A 15,250-nucleotide genomic window follows, 5' to 3' on the forward strand; every position below is an offset into this window, starting at 1 on the left:
CGACCAACCGGAATTCAGGAAACCGGGCGGAACCGGCGCAGCCGGAGGCTGTTGGCCACCACGAACACCGACGAGAACGCCATCGCCGCTCCCGCGATCATCGGGTTGAGCAGCCCGGCGGCGGCCAGCGGCAGGGCCGCCACGTTGTAGGCGAACGCCCAGAACAGGTTGCCCTTGATGGTGGCGAGGGTGCTGCGGGCCAGCCGGATGGCGTCCACCGCGGCCAGCAGGTCGTCCCGGACGAGAGTCAGGTCGGACGCCTCGATCGCCACATCGGTGCCGGTGCCCATGGCCAGGCCGAGGTCCGCCCGGGCCAGCGCGGCGGCGTCGTTGACCCCGTCGCCGACCATCGCGACCACCCGACCCTCGCCCTGCAACCGGGCGACCACCTCGACCTTCTCCGTCGGCAGCACCTCCGCGATCACCTCGTCGACGCCCACCTCGGCGGCCACCGCCCGGGCGACCGTGGCATTGTCGCCGGTGAGCAGCACCGGTTTCAGGCCGAGTGCGCGTAGTCGCCGCACCGCCTCCCGGCTGGTCGGCTTCACCTGGTCGGCGACGGCGAGCAGGCCCCGGGCCCGGCCGTCCCAGCCGACCAGCACCGCCGTGCGCCCCACCGCCTCCGCGTCGGTCGCTGCCCGGGCAAGGTCGTCCGGTACGACCAGACCCCGCTCGCGCAGCAGCCGGCCCCGGCCGAGCAGCACCTGACGGCCGTCCACGGTGCCGGTGACGCCCAACCCGGCCACGTTGGCGAAGTCGGTGACCGGCGGCAGCGCGCCGACCTCGGCGGCGCCGGCCACCACCGCCCGGGCGACCGGGTGCTCCGAGCCGCTCTCCAGGGCGGCGGCCAACCGCAGCACCTCGTCGCGTCGCTCCCCGTCGGCGGGGGTCACCGCGAGCAGACTCATCCGGCCGGTGGTCACGGTGCCGGTCTTGTCGAGCACCACGGTGTCCACCCGCCGGGTGGACTCCAGCGCCTCGGGCCCCTTGATCAGGACGCCGAGCTGTGCGCCACGGCCGGTGCCGACCAGCAACGCGGTCGGTGTGGCCAGGCCGAGGGCGCACGGACAGGCGATGATCAGCACTGCCACGGCGGCGGTGAACGCGGCGGCCGGTCCGGCACCGGCACCCAGCCACCAGCCGAGCGTGCCGGCGGCCAGCGCGATCACGATCGGCACGAAGACCCCGGAGATGCGGTCGGCGAGCCGCTGGGCGGCGGCCTTGCCGCTCTGCGCCTGCTCGACCAGGCGGGCCATCTGGGTGAGTTGGGTGTCGGCACCGACCCGGGTCGCGGTGACCACCAGTCGCCCACCGGCGTTGACGCAGCCGCCGATCACCGCGTCGCCCGTGCCCACCTCGACGGGCACCGACTCACCGGTGACCAGGCTGGCGTCGACCGCCGAGGAACCCTCCTCCACCGTCCCGTCGGTGGCGATCTTCTCGCCGGGCCGCACCACGAAGCGGTCGCCCACCGCGAGCTGGTCGACCGGGATCCGGGTCTCCACCCCGTCACGCAGCACGGACACGTCCCGGGCGCCCAGTTCCAGCAGGGCCCGCAGGGCCGCCCCGGCGGTGCGCTTCGCCCGCGCCTCGAAGTAGCGGCCGGCGAGGATGAAGGTGGTCACCCCGGCGGCCGCCTCCAGATAGATGTTGCCGGAGCCGTCGGTGCGGCCGATGTCGAAACTGAACGGGTGGGTCATTCCCGGGGTGCCGGCGGTGCCGAGGAACAGTGCCCACACCGACCAGCCCAGGGCGGCCAGCGTGCCCAGCGACACCAGGGTGTCCATGGTCGCGGCGCCGTGCCGCAGGTTGACCAGCGCGGCCCGGTGGAAGGGCAGCCCGCCGTAGACCACCACCGGGGCGGCCAGGGTCAGCGACAGCCACTGCCAGTAGGTGAACTGCCAGGCCGGCACCATGGCCAGCGCGATCACCGGGACGCTCAGCGCCACCGAGACCCACAACCGGGTACGCAGGGCGGGCAGCGGGTCCACCGGTTCGGCGGCTGCCGGCCCGGCCGGGGTGGGCGGTGGCGGCAGGCTGGCCTGGTAGCCGGTCTTCTCGACCGTGGCGACCAGGTCGTCCGGGGTGACCGGATCGGCGTAGGAGACCGTCGCCTTCTCGGTGGCGTAGTTGACGGTGGCCCGCACGCCGTCCATCCGGTTGAGCTTCTTCTCGATCCGGGCGGCGCAGGACGCGCAGGTCATCCCGCCGATGGCCAGCTCGATCAGGTGCGGCGCGGCGGTCAGGGGTCGGCTCGTGCTCATCGTTGGTCCCGTCAGTCGTGCCCGTGCCCGGGGCTGCCGTGCCCGTCCTCGGTGCCGGGGGTGGCGTGCTCGTCGGCCGGCGCGGCGGCAGCGCCCGGGTCACCGACCCGCACGGTGAACTCGGCGGTACGCACCACGCCCCGGTGACGGAAGTCGAGGTAGAGCCGGTACGTGCCGGCCGAGGGGAACTCGGTGGCGAAGCTGACCTGCGGTCCGGGGGCGGTCCGTCCGTCGCCCGGGGCACCCTCGGGGTGTACGTGCAGGTAGGCGAGGTCGCCCCGGCGCAGCGCGACCAGGTGACCGTACGCGCCGAGGTACGGCTCCAGATCGGTCACCGGCGCGCCGTCGCGGTTGACGGTCAACGTCAGCGTGGTGGAGTGCCCGGGCCGTGGGGTGCCGGCGAGGGTGACCGTGTAACCGTCGACGGTGGCGCTGCTCGCCGGAGCGGGCAGTCCTCGCTCGGTCAGCGCGCCGGGGACGGTCACGTCGACGCCGAGCGTCAGGGGTGCGCCACCGGTCGGGGTGAAGTCCGCGAAGGCCCGCCACACCCCCGGGGAATCCAGCGGCGAGGCGATCCGCCAGGTGCCGTCTGCGGCCAGCTCCGGATGGACGTGCCGGAAGCCGGACAGATCACGGCGGGCCACGATGAGGTGCATCCGTTCGTCGTGGCTGACGTCGTATCCGGTCACGGGACGGCCGTCGGGCCCGGTGATCCGGAACGCGAATTCACCCGGCGGGGCGTCGACCGGCACCAGGGTGTAGCCACGGTCGGAGACGAGCAAACCGCCGGGCAGGTGCCCAGCCTCCCCTTCCCCGTGCCCGACCGGCCCCGCCGCTCGGCCGGTGTCGCCCTCGGCGCGGACGTCAACCCCGTGACCGGCACCCTCGCTGTCGTGGTCGGCGGCGAGCACGTTCACCGGACCGGCCAGCTGCCCCACCCCGTACGCCGCGCCGAAGACCGCCGCCAGGCCGAGCACGAAACCGCTCAGCCTCGTCGCCGTGTTCATGCTCGACTCCTCGGTTTCCGCCTGCCGGCCGGCTCAGGCGCCGACCAGCTCGTATCCGGCCTCGTCCACCGCGGCACGCACCGCGTCACCGGAGAGCGGTTGGTCACTGGTGACGATCACCTGACCGGTGGCCAGGTCCACCTGGACGTCGCTGACTCCCTCGATCGCACCGATCTCGGTGCTGACCGCGTTGACGCAGTGCCCGCAGGTCATGCCCTGCACCTGGTACGTCGTGCTGACCATGCGACTCTCCTCACCAACTCGCCAGGGTGGCCGAGCACCACCCGATACCCGTAGGGGGTATCTACGACATCGACCGTACCATACCCCCTGGGGGTAGGCTATTCTTGTCGGCATGAGCACACCCGCGCCGATCCGTGGTTACACCGCCAGCAAGGACCAACTCCTGGCCCGGCTGCGCCGCGTGGAGGGCCAGGTGCGCGGCATCGAGAAGATGGTCGACGACGATCGCTACTGCATCGACGTGCTCACCCAGATCTCCGCCATCCAGGCCGCGCTGGACAAGGTCGCCCTCGGTCTGCTCGACGGGCACGCCCGGCACTGCATGCACGAAGGTGCCGCCGAGGGGCGCGCCGACGAGATGGCGACCGAGATGATGGCCGCCGTGGGCCGGCTCATGAAGCGCGGCTGACCCGACCCGCCGACATACCCTCGCGAACGGCGTCGGGAGGTCGGGCTGGTTACCATTCGCACACGATGGCCAGCCGAAATCCGTGCCGCGCGGCCCGAGGTCGCCGGCGGGCACCCGCCCCTGCCCCCGCCGCCGTCGCGAACCCCTCCACAGCTCACGGTACGCAGCCACCCCGCCACCTTCCGGCCATTCGGGCTGCCCTTCGACACGGTCGTCCGGCGGCAGTGAACCGTCTCGCCCATCGACACGTACTCAGCCCTGAAATCGTTGGGAGACACTGAATGGGCGCCGACCACACCCGTTCCGCTCCGCCCACCCCGCCCCGGGTGCGGCGGATCCTCGTCGTGACGGTGGTCCCCCTCTTCCTCGCCACCCTGGTCGCCGCGATCGTGCTCTGGCCCCGGGACGCCCCACGTCCCGAGGCCACCGACGACACCCCCCGCTACCACGGCACGGTCACCCGGGTGGTGAGCGAGCCCTGCCCGCCCAACCCGGTGGTGCCCGAGGGCACACCGACGACCGCGGCGGGCCCCTGCGGCACGGTCACCGTGCGGGTGCAGACCGGCCCGGACGCCGGCCAGGAGGTGCAGACGCCCATCCCGAGCGGGCCGGGAGCACCCCGCATCGACGTCGGCGACGACATCATCCTGGTCTCGCTGATCGACCCGGAGGACCCGTCGGTCAGCACCTACAACATCGCCGAACACCAGCGCGGCAAGCCGCTGGTGTGGCTGGCCGTGCTCTTCGCCGCCGCCATCGTCGCCTTCGGGCGGCTACGGGGCCTGGCGGCGCTGGGTGGCCTGGCGGCCAGCTTCGCGATCCTGCTGACCTTCGTGCTGCCCGGCATCAGCGCCGGCCGGCCGCCGCTCGCGGTCGCCATCGTCGGCGCCTCGTTGATCATGTTCGTGGTGCTGTACCTGACCCACGGCATCTCCGCGCAGACCTCGGTGGCCGTACTCGGCACGCTCGCCAGTCTGGTCCTCACCGGCCTGCTCGGGCTGGCCGCCACCGGGGCCACCCACCTGACCGGATTCGGCAGCGAGGACGCCACCACCCTGTCCATGTTCCGCGCCGACGTCGACCTGCACGGCCTGCTGCTCGCCGGCATCATCATCGGCTCGCTGGGCGTGCTCGACGACGTCACGGTCACCCAGGCCGCCGCGGTCAACGAGCTGCGTCACGCCAACCCGAACCTCTCCCGTCGGGAGCTGTACCGCTCGGCCACCCGGGTCGGGCGGGCCCACATCGCCTCGGTGGTGAACACCATCGTGCTGGCGTACGCCGGCGCCTCGCTGCCACTGCTGCTCCTGCTGACCGCGGACTCCCGCGCGCTGGGCCAGATCCTGACCAGCGAGTTCCTCACCACGGAGATCGTCCGAAGCGTGGTGGCCACGCTCGGGCTGATCGCCGCGGTACCGCTGACCACGGCGCTGGCGGCGGTCGTCACGACCGCCGGACGCGGCGAGGCCGGCGCCCACACGGGTGAACCCACCCCCCTGGTCCCCCGGCCGGCGACGGACCGGGCCGAGGCGCTCCGCGCGCTGAGCACCCCACCCACCCGCAACACGTCCCCCGCCACCCCCTCGGGGTGGCCCGACCCGGACAGGAGCACGGACACCACATGGTGACACTCCTCAACGTGACCGCCCCTGCCGATGCGGCTCGAAACCGTGTCGCTGGTCACTCAAAGCGATTACGAAATGACGCATCTCGTCGGGTTCGGGGCGTAGAAGCACAGATGGACTGTCGGGTAACCTCACTGCCGGTCACCGCCGAAGGCGCGCAGCGGCGCCTGCGGTGCCACCGCCCAATCGCCCTCGGGCGAGCCGGGGACCCAGGTAGGTGGGGTGAATCCGCGAAAGCGGTAGGGGCCACTTCCGTCCCGAACCCGTCAGCTAACCCGGTCGGCGGTCGATGGAAGGGAAAACAGTGACGGCACCCCTACGCCGCTGGTTGACACCCGTGGTGGCCGTGCTCGCCGCGTTCGCCGTGTTCGCCGGTCCGATGCCGGCCACGGCCGCGCCGAACGACCCCAAACCGGCGGAGCACGACGACGACCCGCCGATGCTCAACGATCTGATCGAGGCGACCACCCGGGACTACTCCAAGGCCAAGGCCAAGCTGGAGAAGTCCAAGAAGCGCCAGCTCCGACTGGCGGTCGAGGTCCGCTCCGCTCAGGCCGACCTGGACGCGCTCTCCCCGCAGGTCGCCCAGATCGCCACCCAGTCCTACCGGACCGGCCGGGTCGGCGCGATCGCCATGTTGTTGCAGAGCAGCGCACCGGACTCGTTCATCAACCGGGCCTCCGCGCTTGACGAGCTGAACCTGGTGAACGACAAGAAGCTGGGCGAGGTCAACGCGATCAAGCTCCGTGCCGAGCAGGCCAAGCTCGCGCTCGACGCCGAGGTGCGCGAGCAGAAGAAGCTGACCAACGACATGGCGCGCAAGAAGAGCGAGGCGGAGAAGTCCCTCCGGCTGGTCGGCGGTGTCGGCCTGACCGGCGGACTGGTGGACGCCACCTCGCCGGTGGCCCGGATCGGGCCGAACCGGTCCTCGGACGGCGGCTGGAAGCCCGAGTCGTGCAGCCAGAACGACCCCACCACGTCGGGCTGCATCACGCCCCGGACGCTGCACATGTACAAGGAGGTCAAGCGGGCCGGGTTCAACCGGTTCGTCGGCTGCTTCCGACCGGGTGACAAGTTCGAGCACCCCAAGGGCCGGGCCTGCGACTGGTCGTTGCAGAACAGCGGCTTCAGCCCGTGGCACAACAACGACACCCGGATCTACGGCAACAACCTGGCGGCCTTCCTGGTCCGCAACGCCGACCGGCTGGGCGTCTACTACGTGATCTGGAACCGGCAGATCTGGTTCGCGGCGACGGAGCGCTGGAGTTCCTACAGCGGACCGTCCAACCACACCGACCACGTGCACGTGTCACTGCTCTGATCGCCCGACACGACGCGCCGAGGGCCGTCCCACCAACCGTGGTGGGACGGCCCTCGTCGTTCAGGACGTCGTCGTCGGTCGCGGATCAGGGCGCGGTCGCCATCGCGCCGGTCAGTTCGGCGGGTTCCGCGGCCACCGCCCGCACCTCACCGGCGGCCAGCCGGTAGGACATGCCGACCACCGCGCATCGCCCGGCGGCCACCTCCGCCGCGAGGGTCGCCGAGGAGTCCAGCATCGTCTCGACGGTACGCGCGATGTGGATGTCGACGATCTCGTCCAGCTCGTGCACCCCGGCGTCCTGTGCTCGGCGCAGGCTCGGCACCACCGCGTCGACCACGGCGCCCAGATGCCCGGGGGGCGTGGTGTCGGTGGCCAGTGCCTCGCGGGCCGCCTGGACGGCGCCGCACGAGTCGTGGCCCAGCACCACCACCAGCGGCGTACGCAGCACGGCCACCGCGTACTCCACGCTGCCCAGCACCTCCGGCCCGACGGTGTGCCCGGCGGTACGGACCACGAAGAGGTCGCCCAGCCCGCGATCGAAGATGATCTCGGCGGCGAGCCGGGAGTCGGAACAGCCGACGATCACCGCGAAGGGATGCTGCTCGGTCGCGACGGCGGCCCGACGCCCGGCGTTCTGGTTGGGATGCCGCAGCGCGTCGGTGACGAATCGACGGTTGCCGGCGAGCAGTTCGGCGAGGGCCCGCTGCGGGGCACCGGGATGATCCACGCTGAGCACCTCGCGGTCCGGACCGGGTTGCGGACCGAGCGTTCCGGGTCGACTCATCCGGCTGCACCTCGTCTCTGGGAGGAATGCCTGGTCATCCCGGCCGACGCTGGTCACGGGCTGCCATCACGGTCACACGCGACCTAACGCACGTCAAGCTATACGTGATATGTATTTCATGCATCAGTCGACGCTTGCGCTCGGCCGGGCCGGCGTCGGCGACGGCGCGAGCCGAGGTAGCCGAACGGCAGGTCATACGATGGCGGACATGGCGAGCACTGACGGACGGGGAAACGCGCGAAACTGGACGTTTCTCACGAACCACGCGCACGTCCTGCTCGCCATCGCCCGTAACCCCACCGCCCGGCTACGGGACGTCGCGACCGAGGTCGGCGTCACGGAACGTGCCGCCCAGGCGATCGTCGCCGACCTGGAGGCCGGCGGCTACCTGCATCGCACCCGGGTGGGTCGGCGCAACGAGTACACCCTGAACCCCGCCGGACGGTTCCGGCACCCGGCGGAGGCCGACCACGAGGTCGGTGATCTGCTGGCCCTCTTCACCAAGGAACAGGTCACCGGCACCGCCGAGGGATGAGTCGACGGACATCTGGTCGGACGACGTGGCGCGCTTCACCCACCCCGAACGATCGCGGCGCTGCGGTCCCGCCGAAGGCGGGATAGGTTGGGTTCCGTGCCGTCTCCCGCGTTCGCCCGTCCACTGTGGCCGGCGACGCTGTGCGCACTGCGCGAGCTGACCCGACTGGCGCTGGCGTCGCTGGTGCTCGCCGTCGGTCTCGGCGGGGCCGTCGCGGCCGATCCGCCGGGCCGGTCCACCGCTGTTTCACCACCGAGCGCCACCGTCACCCTCGGCGCGCCGCCCACCGCCGTGGCGGCCGTCCGGCCCACCGTCGGGCCCGTGCGGGCGGTCGACGCCGGCCAGCGGCGAGAGCCGGCCACCAGTGCTCCGGTCGGGCCCGCAGGCACCGACGGCACATCGGCTGCCGCCGTCCAGGTCGGTCACCGCGTCGCCCCGGTGCCCGCCGTCCGCGCGGGCGAATCGACCCGACGCGGCCCACCCACCGGCTGACCGACGGCGGTCCGGCCGACCGATCGAGCAGGTGACGCCGCCGCGCTGGCCAGACGCCAGGCGGACCCAGGCGACCAGCCGACTCACCGCGTCACTGCCATGGTGATGCCGGGACCATCCCGCGAGCCCGATCCGGCCGGCCTGCAACGGCATCAGCCGCGTCCCGGGCACCTACCCCGCCGTCACGATCCGCGTCCACCACAGTCGACGACTCATCCCGACCGCGAGGTGTTGATGATGCGTACCGCCCTGTCCTCCGTTCTGCTCGACGCGCCCCGGGCCGCGGCCATCTGGCTGGGCCTGCTCGGCGTGGTGACGCTCGCCGTCACCGGCCTGCTGCTACGACCCCGACTCTTCCGCTTCGACGCCGGCGTCCGCATCCGCGAGGCCGCCCTGCCGAGCCGGCCAGACCACGCCGAGCACCGACGTGACCAGGAGCGCTGGGCCGAGGAGGTCACGATCGCGGCGGACCGGGCCGATGCCACGGCACGGCACCGGCGCGACGAGTGGCTCGCCGCACAGGACGAGGCCGAGCAGGCGTGGCGGTCGTACGAGGCGGCCGAGGCGGACGTACGCCGGCTCTCCCGCGCCGCCGGCATGCCGTTGCCGCAGACCGCCCGCACCCCCGCCGAGTACGCCGACCGGGAGCGCTGGCTGCACCGGGCCGCCCTGGACGCGTACTGGCGGCGGGAGCTGTCAGTGGAGCAGCTCAGCGACGTCTTCGCGCATCGCGGCTGGGATCCCCGGTTGCACCCGGTGGAGCAGGAGTTGATGCTGCGCCGGGCGGTACGCGACCACCTCCTCGCCCGGCAGCGGGCGGCCCGGGAACGGGAGCAGGCCACCTGGCGGGCCGCGGAACTCGCCGCCGCGGCGGCCCGCAGTCTGCGCGAGGAAGCGGCCGCCGCACTGGTGCCGGTGGTGGAGGAGCGCGAGTCGGTCCTGCCGCTGACCACACCCGGCGCCGCCGAGCAGACCCGGGAGATCCCGGCGGTCGTCGGCCGGGCACCGGTCGCCGCGTACTGAGTCGGGTCTCGCGAGCCGAACACCCTCCGGGCCGGTCGCCGGCAACTAGTGTCGGAAGGACGTCGACCGGGTACCGACCACGCCGGACACTGAGGAGGGCCGACGTGGTCGCAAGCGATGACGGGAACCAGCCCGACAAGACGGCGGTGCGGGGCGCCGGCCCACGCCAGACCTGGGCCGCCCTGCCCTGGCTGGTGCGATCCGCGGTGGTATGGAGCGCCTGCCTGGTGGTGATCTCCGCCGGGCTCTACCTGCTGGCCCGGATCACGCTGCTGGTCACCCCGCTGGCCATCGCCGTGGCCGCGACCCTCTTCCTCGCCGCGCTGCTCGATCCGGTGCAACTGGCGTTGCGTCGCCTGCGGCTGCCGGCCGCGCTCGCCGCGCTGCTCAGCGTCCTGCTCCTGCTCGGCATCCTGGGCGGCGTCGGCGCGCTCGTGTGGAGTCTGACCGCCGACCAGTTCAGCGAGTTGGGCGAGGAACTGCGTCAGGGGCTGGAGCGCACCCGGGACTTCGTCACCTCCACCCTGCCGGTCAGTGACCAACAGCTGGACAGCCTGCTCGCCCAGTTGCGCCAGGCGATCAGCCAGCAGCAGGTGGACCCGGTCGCCAGCGCCCGCACGGTGGCCGAGGTGGTCGGCTCGATCCTGCTCGCCCTGGTGCTGCTGTTCTTCCTGCTCAAGGACGGCCGGGAGATGTGGCGCTGGACGTTGCGCCGAGCCGCCGGGCCCAATCGGGACATCGCCGCCGAGGCGGGTCGCACCGGCTGGCACACCCTCGGCTCGTACAGCCGGGGCACCATGCTGATCGCGGCCATCGACGCCATCGGTATCGGTCTGGCGCTGGTACTGCTCAGGGTGCCGCTGGCGTTCCCGCTGGCGTTGATCACGTTCATCGGCGGGTTCGTGCCGATCGTCGGTGCCACCGTGGCCGGCGCGGTCGCGGTGCTGGTGGCACTGGCCGCCAACGGGCCCACCACCGCCCTGCTCACCCTGGCCGCCGTGATCGCCGTCCAGCAGATCGAGGGCAACCTGCTGGAGCCGCTGGTGATGAAGCGCCAGGTACGGCTGCATCCGGTGGTGATCCTGGTCGCGGTGACCGCCGGCACCCTCATCGCCGGCATCGCGGGCGCCTTCGTGGCGGTTCCGATCGTTGCGGTCGCCTGGCGGGTCGTCGACAGCGTCCAGCGTCAACGGCAGGCCGCCGCGGACGCATCCGACTCGGCGTCCGGCCCACCGGCTCCCGACTCGCCGCCATCGAAGAAGGCACCGTCCCGCCCGTCGACCGCCCCCTCGGGATCGTCGCCCTCCGGACCATCGACGTCGCCGGCCGGACCCGATCCCGAGCCCGCCTGAGGGTGTGTCAGGCGGAGGCGGGTTGCGGGTGCAGGTGGTCGTGGAACCAACCGGCTGCCGCCTCGGCGACCTGGTCCAGCGTGCCCGGCTCCTCGAACAGGTGCGTCGCACCCGGAATCACGCGCAGCTCGGATCGGGACGTCAGTTGACCGAGCGCATGTTCGTTGAGCGTGATCACCTGCTCGTCGAGACCACCGACGAGCAGCAGGGTGGCGGCGCGCACCTGGCCCAGCGCGGAGCCGGCCAGGTCGGGACGACCACCGCGGGACACCACCGCGCGTACCAGATCAGGTCGTCGCGCGGCGGCGACGAGCGCGGCGGCGGCTCCCGTGCTCGCGCCGAAGAGACCCACCGGGCTCGCCCCGAACGGCCGCTCGGTGGCCAGCCAGTCCACGATCCCGGCGAGACGGTCGGCCAGCAGGCCGATGTCGAAGCGCAGCTCGGCGGTGACCGCGTCCAGTTCGTCCTCGGCCGGAGTCAGTAGATCCACCAGGACGGTGCCGAGCCCCGCCCCGTTGAGCTGGTGCGCCACCGCCACGTTGCGCGGGCTGTGCCGGGAGCTGCCGCTGCCGTGCGCGAACAGCACCGCACCGACGGGCTCCGCCGGCACCAGCAGGTCCGCCGGGAGCAGGACCCCGCCCGCCGGGATCGTCACCGCTTCGCCGCGCACGTCCATCTCGCCTCCCCCTGAGCTGTCTCGCCCGCCCGGATACCCGGCCCGACCGACAACAAGCCCCGGGCACGCGGCGAGTGGGTTTGCGCCGGGGGGCGCCGGGTAGCCGACGGGTGACCAGAGACGGACCGGCGTCACCGGCGCCGCCGACAGATCGCGAGGACCGTCATGGCGCATCACCAGCGCGAGCCCGTGCAGTCCGCCGCCGAACGTGACCGGCGGGAACAGGACGACCGGCGCGGAGGGGACTGGGCAGACGACGCGGCCCAGGCGCGTTCGGCCGACGATCCCCGGGCGAGGACGCCCCACGACGCCACCGGGCACCCTTCCCAGGGCGAGCCCATCTGACGACGCGGTAGCGGGTCAGGCCGGGTTTTCCGGCAGCCGGAGCAGGGGTGCCCGACCGGGCGCCTGCTCCGGCGTCGGCAGGTCCGTACGCGGCGGCGGATTCGGTACGGTCACCGGCTCGTCGCAGGTGACGCGCACCGGTTTGCCGTGGTGACTCAGCTCGATGACCGCGTCCGGAGCGGCGTGGTGCAGGGCGTACGTCGTGTCGTGGCCGCGTACGTCGACCCGCAGCCGCATGCCGCACCACTGGAGCGAGAAGGACAGGGCGTTGAGCCGGCTGGACAGGCACGGCGCGAACGACAGCGTCCCGTCGTGGTCCCGCAGGCCGCCGAATCCGGCGACCAAGGCGATCCAGGCACCCGCGAGCGAGGCCATGTGCACCCCGTCCCGGGTGTTCTCGTTCAGGTCGTGCAGGTCCATCAGCGCGGCCTCACGCAGATAGCTGTGCGCCAGATCGGCGTAACCGACCTCCGCCGCCAGCACCGCCTGGGTGCAGGCCGACAGTGACGAGTCGCGGACCGTACGGCGCTCGTAGTAGAGGAAGTTGCGCAGCTTCTCCTCGCTGGTGAAGGCGTCGCCCCGCCAGTGCATGGCCAGCTCCAGGTCGGCCTGCTTGATCACCTGCTTGCGGTACAGGTCGAAGTACGGATAGTGCAACAGCAACGGATACTTGTCCGGTGGGGTCTGCTCGAAGTCCCACTCCTGCAACCGGGTGAAACCCTCCACCTGCTGGTGGACGCGCAGCTCCTCGTCGTACGGGATGTGCATGGCCGCGGCGGCGTCCCGCCACGCGGCGGCCTCCTCGTCGGTCACCCGGAGGTGGAACGCCTCGTCGCGGTACCGCGACGCCGCCTCGGCGGCGGTCAGCAGGTTCCGCTGGGCCATCAGGTTCGTGTAGATGTTGTCGTTCTTGACGGCGGTGTACTCGTCGGGACCGGTGACCCCGTCGACGTGGAAGTTGCCGGCGCGGTCGTGGTGCCCGAGCGAGCGCCACAGCCGCGCGGTCTCCACCAGCAGCTCCAGCCCGATCTCCCGCTCCAACTGCCGATCGCCGGTCGCCAGCACGTAGCGCCGCAGCGCGTCGGCGATGCCCGCCGCGATGTGGAACGCCGCGGTGCCCGCCGGCCAGTACCCCGACGACTCCGGCCCCTCGATGGTGCGCCACGGAAAGGCGGCACCGGCCAGATTGAGCGTGCGCGCCCGTTCCCGGGCCTGCTCCAGAGTGGAGAAACGCCAGTACAGCGCATCCCGTACGGCGGCCGGGTGGGTGTATGTCAGCACCGGCAGGACGAACATCTCGGTGTCCCAGAAGGCGTGCCCGTCGTACCCGGGGCCGGTGAGTCCCTTGGCCGAGATGGGCCGACGCTCCGCCCGCGCGCCTGCCTGGAGCACGTGGAACAGGCCGAACCGGACCGCCTGCTGCACCTCCGGATCCCCGTCCACCACGACGTCGGCGGCGTCCCAGAACTCGTCCAGGTACTCCCGCTGCTCACGGACCAGCCCGTCCCAGCCGTCCAGCTTCGCCGCGGCCAGGGCGGCACCGACCTGGTCGCGCAGCGCCGGCAGGGAACGCCGACTGGACCAGCCGTAGGTCAGGTACTTGACCACCTGGAGCTTCTGTCCCGGCTCCAGCACGCAGGCCACGGTGGTACGGACCCAGTCCTCGTAGCCTTCGGAGCCGACGGACGTGCGGGCCGGCGAGGCCACCTCGTGGTCCATGGCGGCGGCGACCCGCAGCCCGGAGACCTTGGTCTGGTGGATCAGCAGCCCACCGGCGGGAGTGGTCAGCTCCTCCTCCGCCTGCAACGGCGACTCCAGCACGGCGGCGACGCGCGGGTCGCGGCTCTGCGGTGGCAACGTCTCGTTGGCCACCAGTTCCGACTGGATGATCAACCGCAGCGGCTTGTCGTCGGCCACCTCCACCTCGTAGCGGATCGCGGCCACCGAGCGCTGCCGGAAGGAGACCAGCCGGGTGGTGTTCACCCGGACCTCGCGGCCGGCCGGCGAGCGCCAGTGCAGCGACCGGTGCAGGGTGCCGGCGCGCATGTCGAGGATCCGCTCGTGGGCGAGCACCTCGCCGTAACGCACGTCGAGCGGCTCGTCGTCCACCATCAGTCGGATGAGCTTGCCGTTCGTGACGTTGACGATGGTCTGGCCGGACTCGGGGAAGCCGAACCCGGCCTCCGCGTACGGCAGGGGCCGCAGCTCGTAGAACGAGTTGAGGTAGGTGCCGGGCAGCCCGTGCGGCTCACCCTCGTCCAGGTTTCCGCGCAGGCCGACGTGCCCGTTGGAGAGCGCGAACACCGATTCGGACTGGGCGAGCACGTCCATGTCCAGCCGGGTCTCCCGGACGTGCCACGGTTCGACCGGGTACGCCCGTTCCCGGATCACTCGGGCCGCCCGGTGTCGAGCAGGTCGGCGAGGTCGTCGACCACCACGTCGGCACCGTGCGCGCGCAGCTCGTCGGCGTGGCCGGCCCGGTCCACGCCGATCACGTACCCGAAACCGCCGGCCCGGCCGGCTTCGACGCCGGCCAACGCGTCCTCGACCACGGCTGCCTTCTCCGGCACCACGTCGAGCAGTTTCGCTCCGGCGAGGAAGGTGTCCGGGTACGGCTTGCCGCGTAGCCCCTCGGCTCGGGCGGTGAGGCCGTCCACCCGGGCCTCCAACAGCGGCTCCAGGCCGGCGGCGGCGACCACCTCACGGCCGTTGGCGCTGGCCGTGACGACCGCCCGCCGCAGCCCCGCCGCGGCCACCGCCCTGAGGTACGCGACCGAGCCGGGATAGACGTCCACCCCGATCGTGCGGATCCGCTCCAGCACCATGGTGTTCTTCTGGTTGCCGAGGCCGTGCACGGTCTGGGCGCCCGGCGGGTCCTCCGGTGCGCCCTCGGGCAGGGTGATGCCGCGGGAGGCGAGGAAGGTCCGCACCCCGTCGAGACGCGGGCGACCATCGACGTACCGGTGATAGTCCGGCCCCGGATCGAACGGCCGGTACGGCTCACCGGTGGTGGCCGAGCGCCGGCGCAGGTAGTCGTCGAACGTCTCGGTCCAGGCGGCGTTGTGCACCCGGGCGGTCTGCGTGAGCACACCGTCGAGGTCGAACAGAACAGCGGTCACATGATCAGGCAGGCCGAGCATCGTATCAATCTATCCGCGGACGCGGACCGGCAAA

The 15,250-nt window shown here is 72.2% G+C and carries 15 protein-coding genes and 1 riboswitch; of the genes, 8 read left to right on the top strand and 7 right to left on the bottom strand.

Translation table 11 applies throughout. The annotated features are described in order from the left end of the window. Window positions 1-14: 14 nt before the first annotated feature. The 3 genes from O3597_RS22565 to O3597_RS22575 are packed head-to-tail and all read right to left on the bottom strand — an operon-like array spanning window position 15 to window position 3,514. The gene (locus O3597_RS22565) at window positions 15-2,264 is read right to left on the bottom strand and encodes a heavy metal translocating P-type ATPase (protein ID WP_281602320.1); all 2,250 of its coding nucleotides are present in this window, start codon (window positions 2,262-2,264) and stop codon (window positions 15-17) included. An 11-nt stretch (window positions 2,265-2,275) separates the two neighbouring features. Then, window positions 2,276-3,271: a hypothetical protein gene (locus tag O3597_RS22570; RefSeq protein ID WP_281602321.1), complete on the bottom strand. Its 996-nt coding sequence runs from the start codon at window positions 3,269-3,271 to the stop codon at window positions 2,276-2,278. 33 nt (window positions 3,272-3,304) lie between these two features. Then, window positions 3,305-3,514 carry a copper ion binding protein gene (locus O3597_RS22575; protein ID WP_164446380.1) on the bottom strand — a complete coding sequence of 70 codons (210 nt, stop codon included), beginning with the start codon at window positions 3,512-3,514 and terminating at the stop codon, window positions 3,305-3,307. Window positions 3,515-3,626: 112 nt separating this feature from the next. Between O3597_RS22575 and O3597_RS22580 the strand changes: the two genes are divergently transcribed. From O3597_RS22580 to O3597_RS22590, 3 genes are all read left to right on the top strand, one after another. Beyond that, a complete protein-coding gene (locus O3597_RS22580; RefSeq protein ID WP_099847797.1) occupies window positions 3,627-3,923 on the top strand; it encodes a metal-sensitive transcriptional regulator in 297 nt (98 codons plus the stop codon). 281 nt (window positions 3,924-4,204) lie between these two features. Beyond that, a complete protein-coding gene (locus tag O3597_RS22585) occupies window positions 4,205-5,551 on the top strand; it encodes a YibE/F family protein (protein ID WP_281602322.1) in 1,347 nt (448 codons plus the stop codon). A gap of 166 nt (window positions 5,552-5,717) precedes the next feature. Next, a riboswitch (cyclic di-AMP (ydaO/yuaA leader) is annotated at window positions 5,718-5,849 on the top strand. Window positions 5,850-5,852: 3 nt separating this feature from the next. Next, window positions 5,853-6,869, top strand: a complete 1,017-nt coding sequence (locus O3597_RS22590; protein WP_164446382.1) for a hypothetical protein — start codon at window positions 5,853-5,855, stop codon at window positions 6,867-6,869. A gap of 85 nt (window positions 6,870-6,954) precedes the next feature. Here the strand turns inward: O3597_RS22590 and O3597_RS22595 are convergent, their stop codons facing one another. Continuing rightward, window positions 6,955-7,653 (bottom strand): carbonic anhydrase, encoded by a 699-nt coding sequence (locus O3597_RS22595; protein WP_281602323.1) that lies wholly within the window; start codon window positions 7,651-7,653, stop codon window positions 6,955-6,957. A 199-nt stretch (window positions 7,654-7,852) separates the two neighbouring features. Here O3597_RS22595 and O3597_RS22600 point away from each other — a divergent pair, with 199 nt between their 5' ends. The 4 genes from O3597_RS22600 to O3597_RS22615 all read left to right on the top strand — a co-directional run bounded on the left by O3597_RS22600 (window position 7,853) and on the right by O3597_RS22615 (window position 11,055). After that, the gene (locus tag O3597_RS22600; protein ID WP_281602324.1) at window positions 7,853-8,188 is read left to right on the top strand and encodes a helix-turn-helix domain-containing protein; all 336 of its coding nucleotides are present in this window, start codon (window positions 7,853-7,855) and stop codon (window positions 8,186-8,188) included. Between the two features lie 96 nt (window positions 8,189-8,284). Continuing rightward, window positions 8,285-8,680, top strand: a complete 396-nt coding sequence (locus O3597_RS22605; protein WP_281602325.1) for a hypothetical protein — start codon at window positions 8,285-8,287, stop codon at window positions 8,678-8,680. Window positions 8,681-8,917: 237 nt separating this feature from the next. Further along, on the top strand, window positions 8,918-9,703 hold the full coding sequence (locus tag O3597_RS22610) for a hypothetical protein (RefSeq protein ID WP_281602326.1): 786 nt from the start codon (window positions 8,918-8,920) through the stop codon (window positions 9,701-9,703). Window positions 9,704-9,807: 104 nt separating this feature from the next. Continuing rightward, the gene (locus O3597_RS22615; RefSeq protein ID WP_281602327.1) at window positions 9,808-11,055 is read left to right on the top strand and encodes an AI-2E family transporter; all 1,248 of its coding nucleotides are present in this window, start codon (window positions 9,808-9,810) and stop codon (window positions 11,053-11,055) included. Window positions 11,056-11,062: 7 nt separating this feature from the next. Here O3597_RS22615 and O3597_RS22620 read toward each other — a convergent pair whose 3' ends face one another. Beyond that, window positions 11,063-11,731, bottom strand: a complete 669-nt coding sequence (locus tag O3597_RS22620) for an alpha/beta fold hydrolase (protein WP_281602328.1) — start codon at window positions 11,729-11,731, stop codon at window positions 11,063-11,065. Between the two features lie 165 nt (window positions 11,732-11,896). Here O3597_RS22620 and O3597_RS22625 point away from each other — a divergent pair, with 165 nt between their 5' ends. Further along, entirely contained in the window at window positions 11,897-12,076 is a 180-nt protein-coding gene (locus O3597_RS22625) for a hypothetical protein (protein WP_281602329.1), read from the top strand. Window positions 12,077-12,091: 15 nt separating this feature from the next. On the opposite strand, the gene O3597_RS22630 is transcribed toward O3597_RS22625, so the two are convergent. Together O3597_RS22630 and O3597_RS22635 are read right to left on the bottom strand one after the other, a co-directional pair. Next, complete coding sequence (locus tag O3597_RS22630) at window positions 12,092-14,467, bottom strand: glycosyl hydrolase family 65 protein (protein ID WP_281602330.1); 2,376 nt, start codon at window positions 14,465-14,467, stop codon at window positions 12,092-12,094. Further along, window positions 14,464-15,216 carry an HAD-IA family hydrolase gene (locus O3597_RS22635; protein ID WP_281602331.1) on the bottom strand — a complete coding sequence of 251 codons (753 nt, stop codon included), beginning with the start codon at window positions 15,214-15,216 and terminating at the stop codon, window positions 14,464-14,466. The genes O3597_RS22630 and O3597_RS22635 overlap by 4 nt, the downstream gene beginning before the upstream one ends. Window positions 15,217-15,250: the final 34 nt, after the last annotated feature.

Source organism: Verrucosispora sp. WMMA2044, from assembly GCF_027497155.1.
Classification (GTDB): Bacteria; Actinomycetota; Actinomycetes; order Mycobacteriales; family Micromonosporaceae; genus Micromonospora; species Micromonospora palythoicola.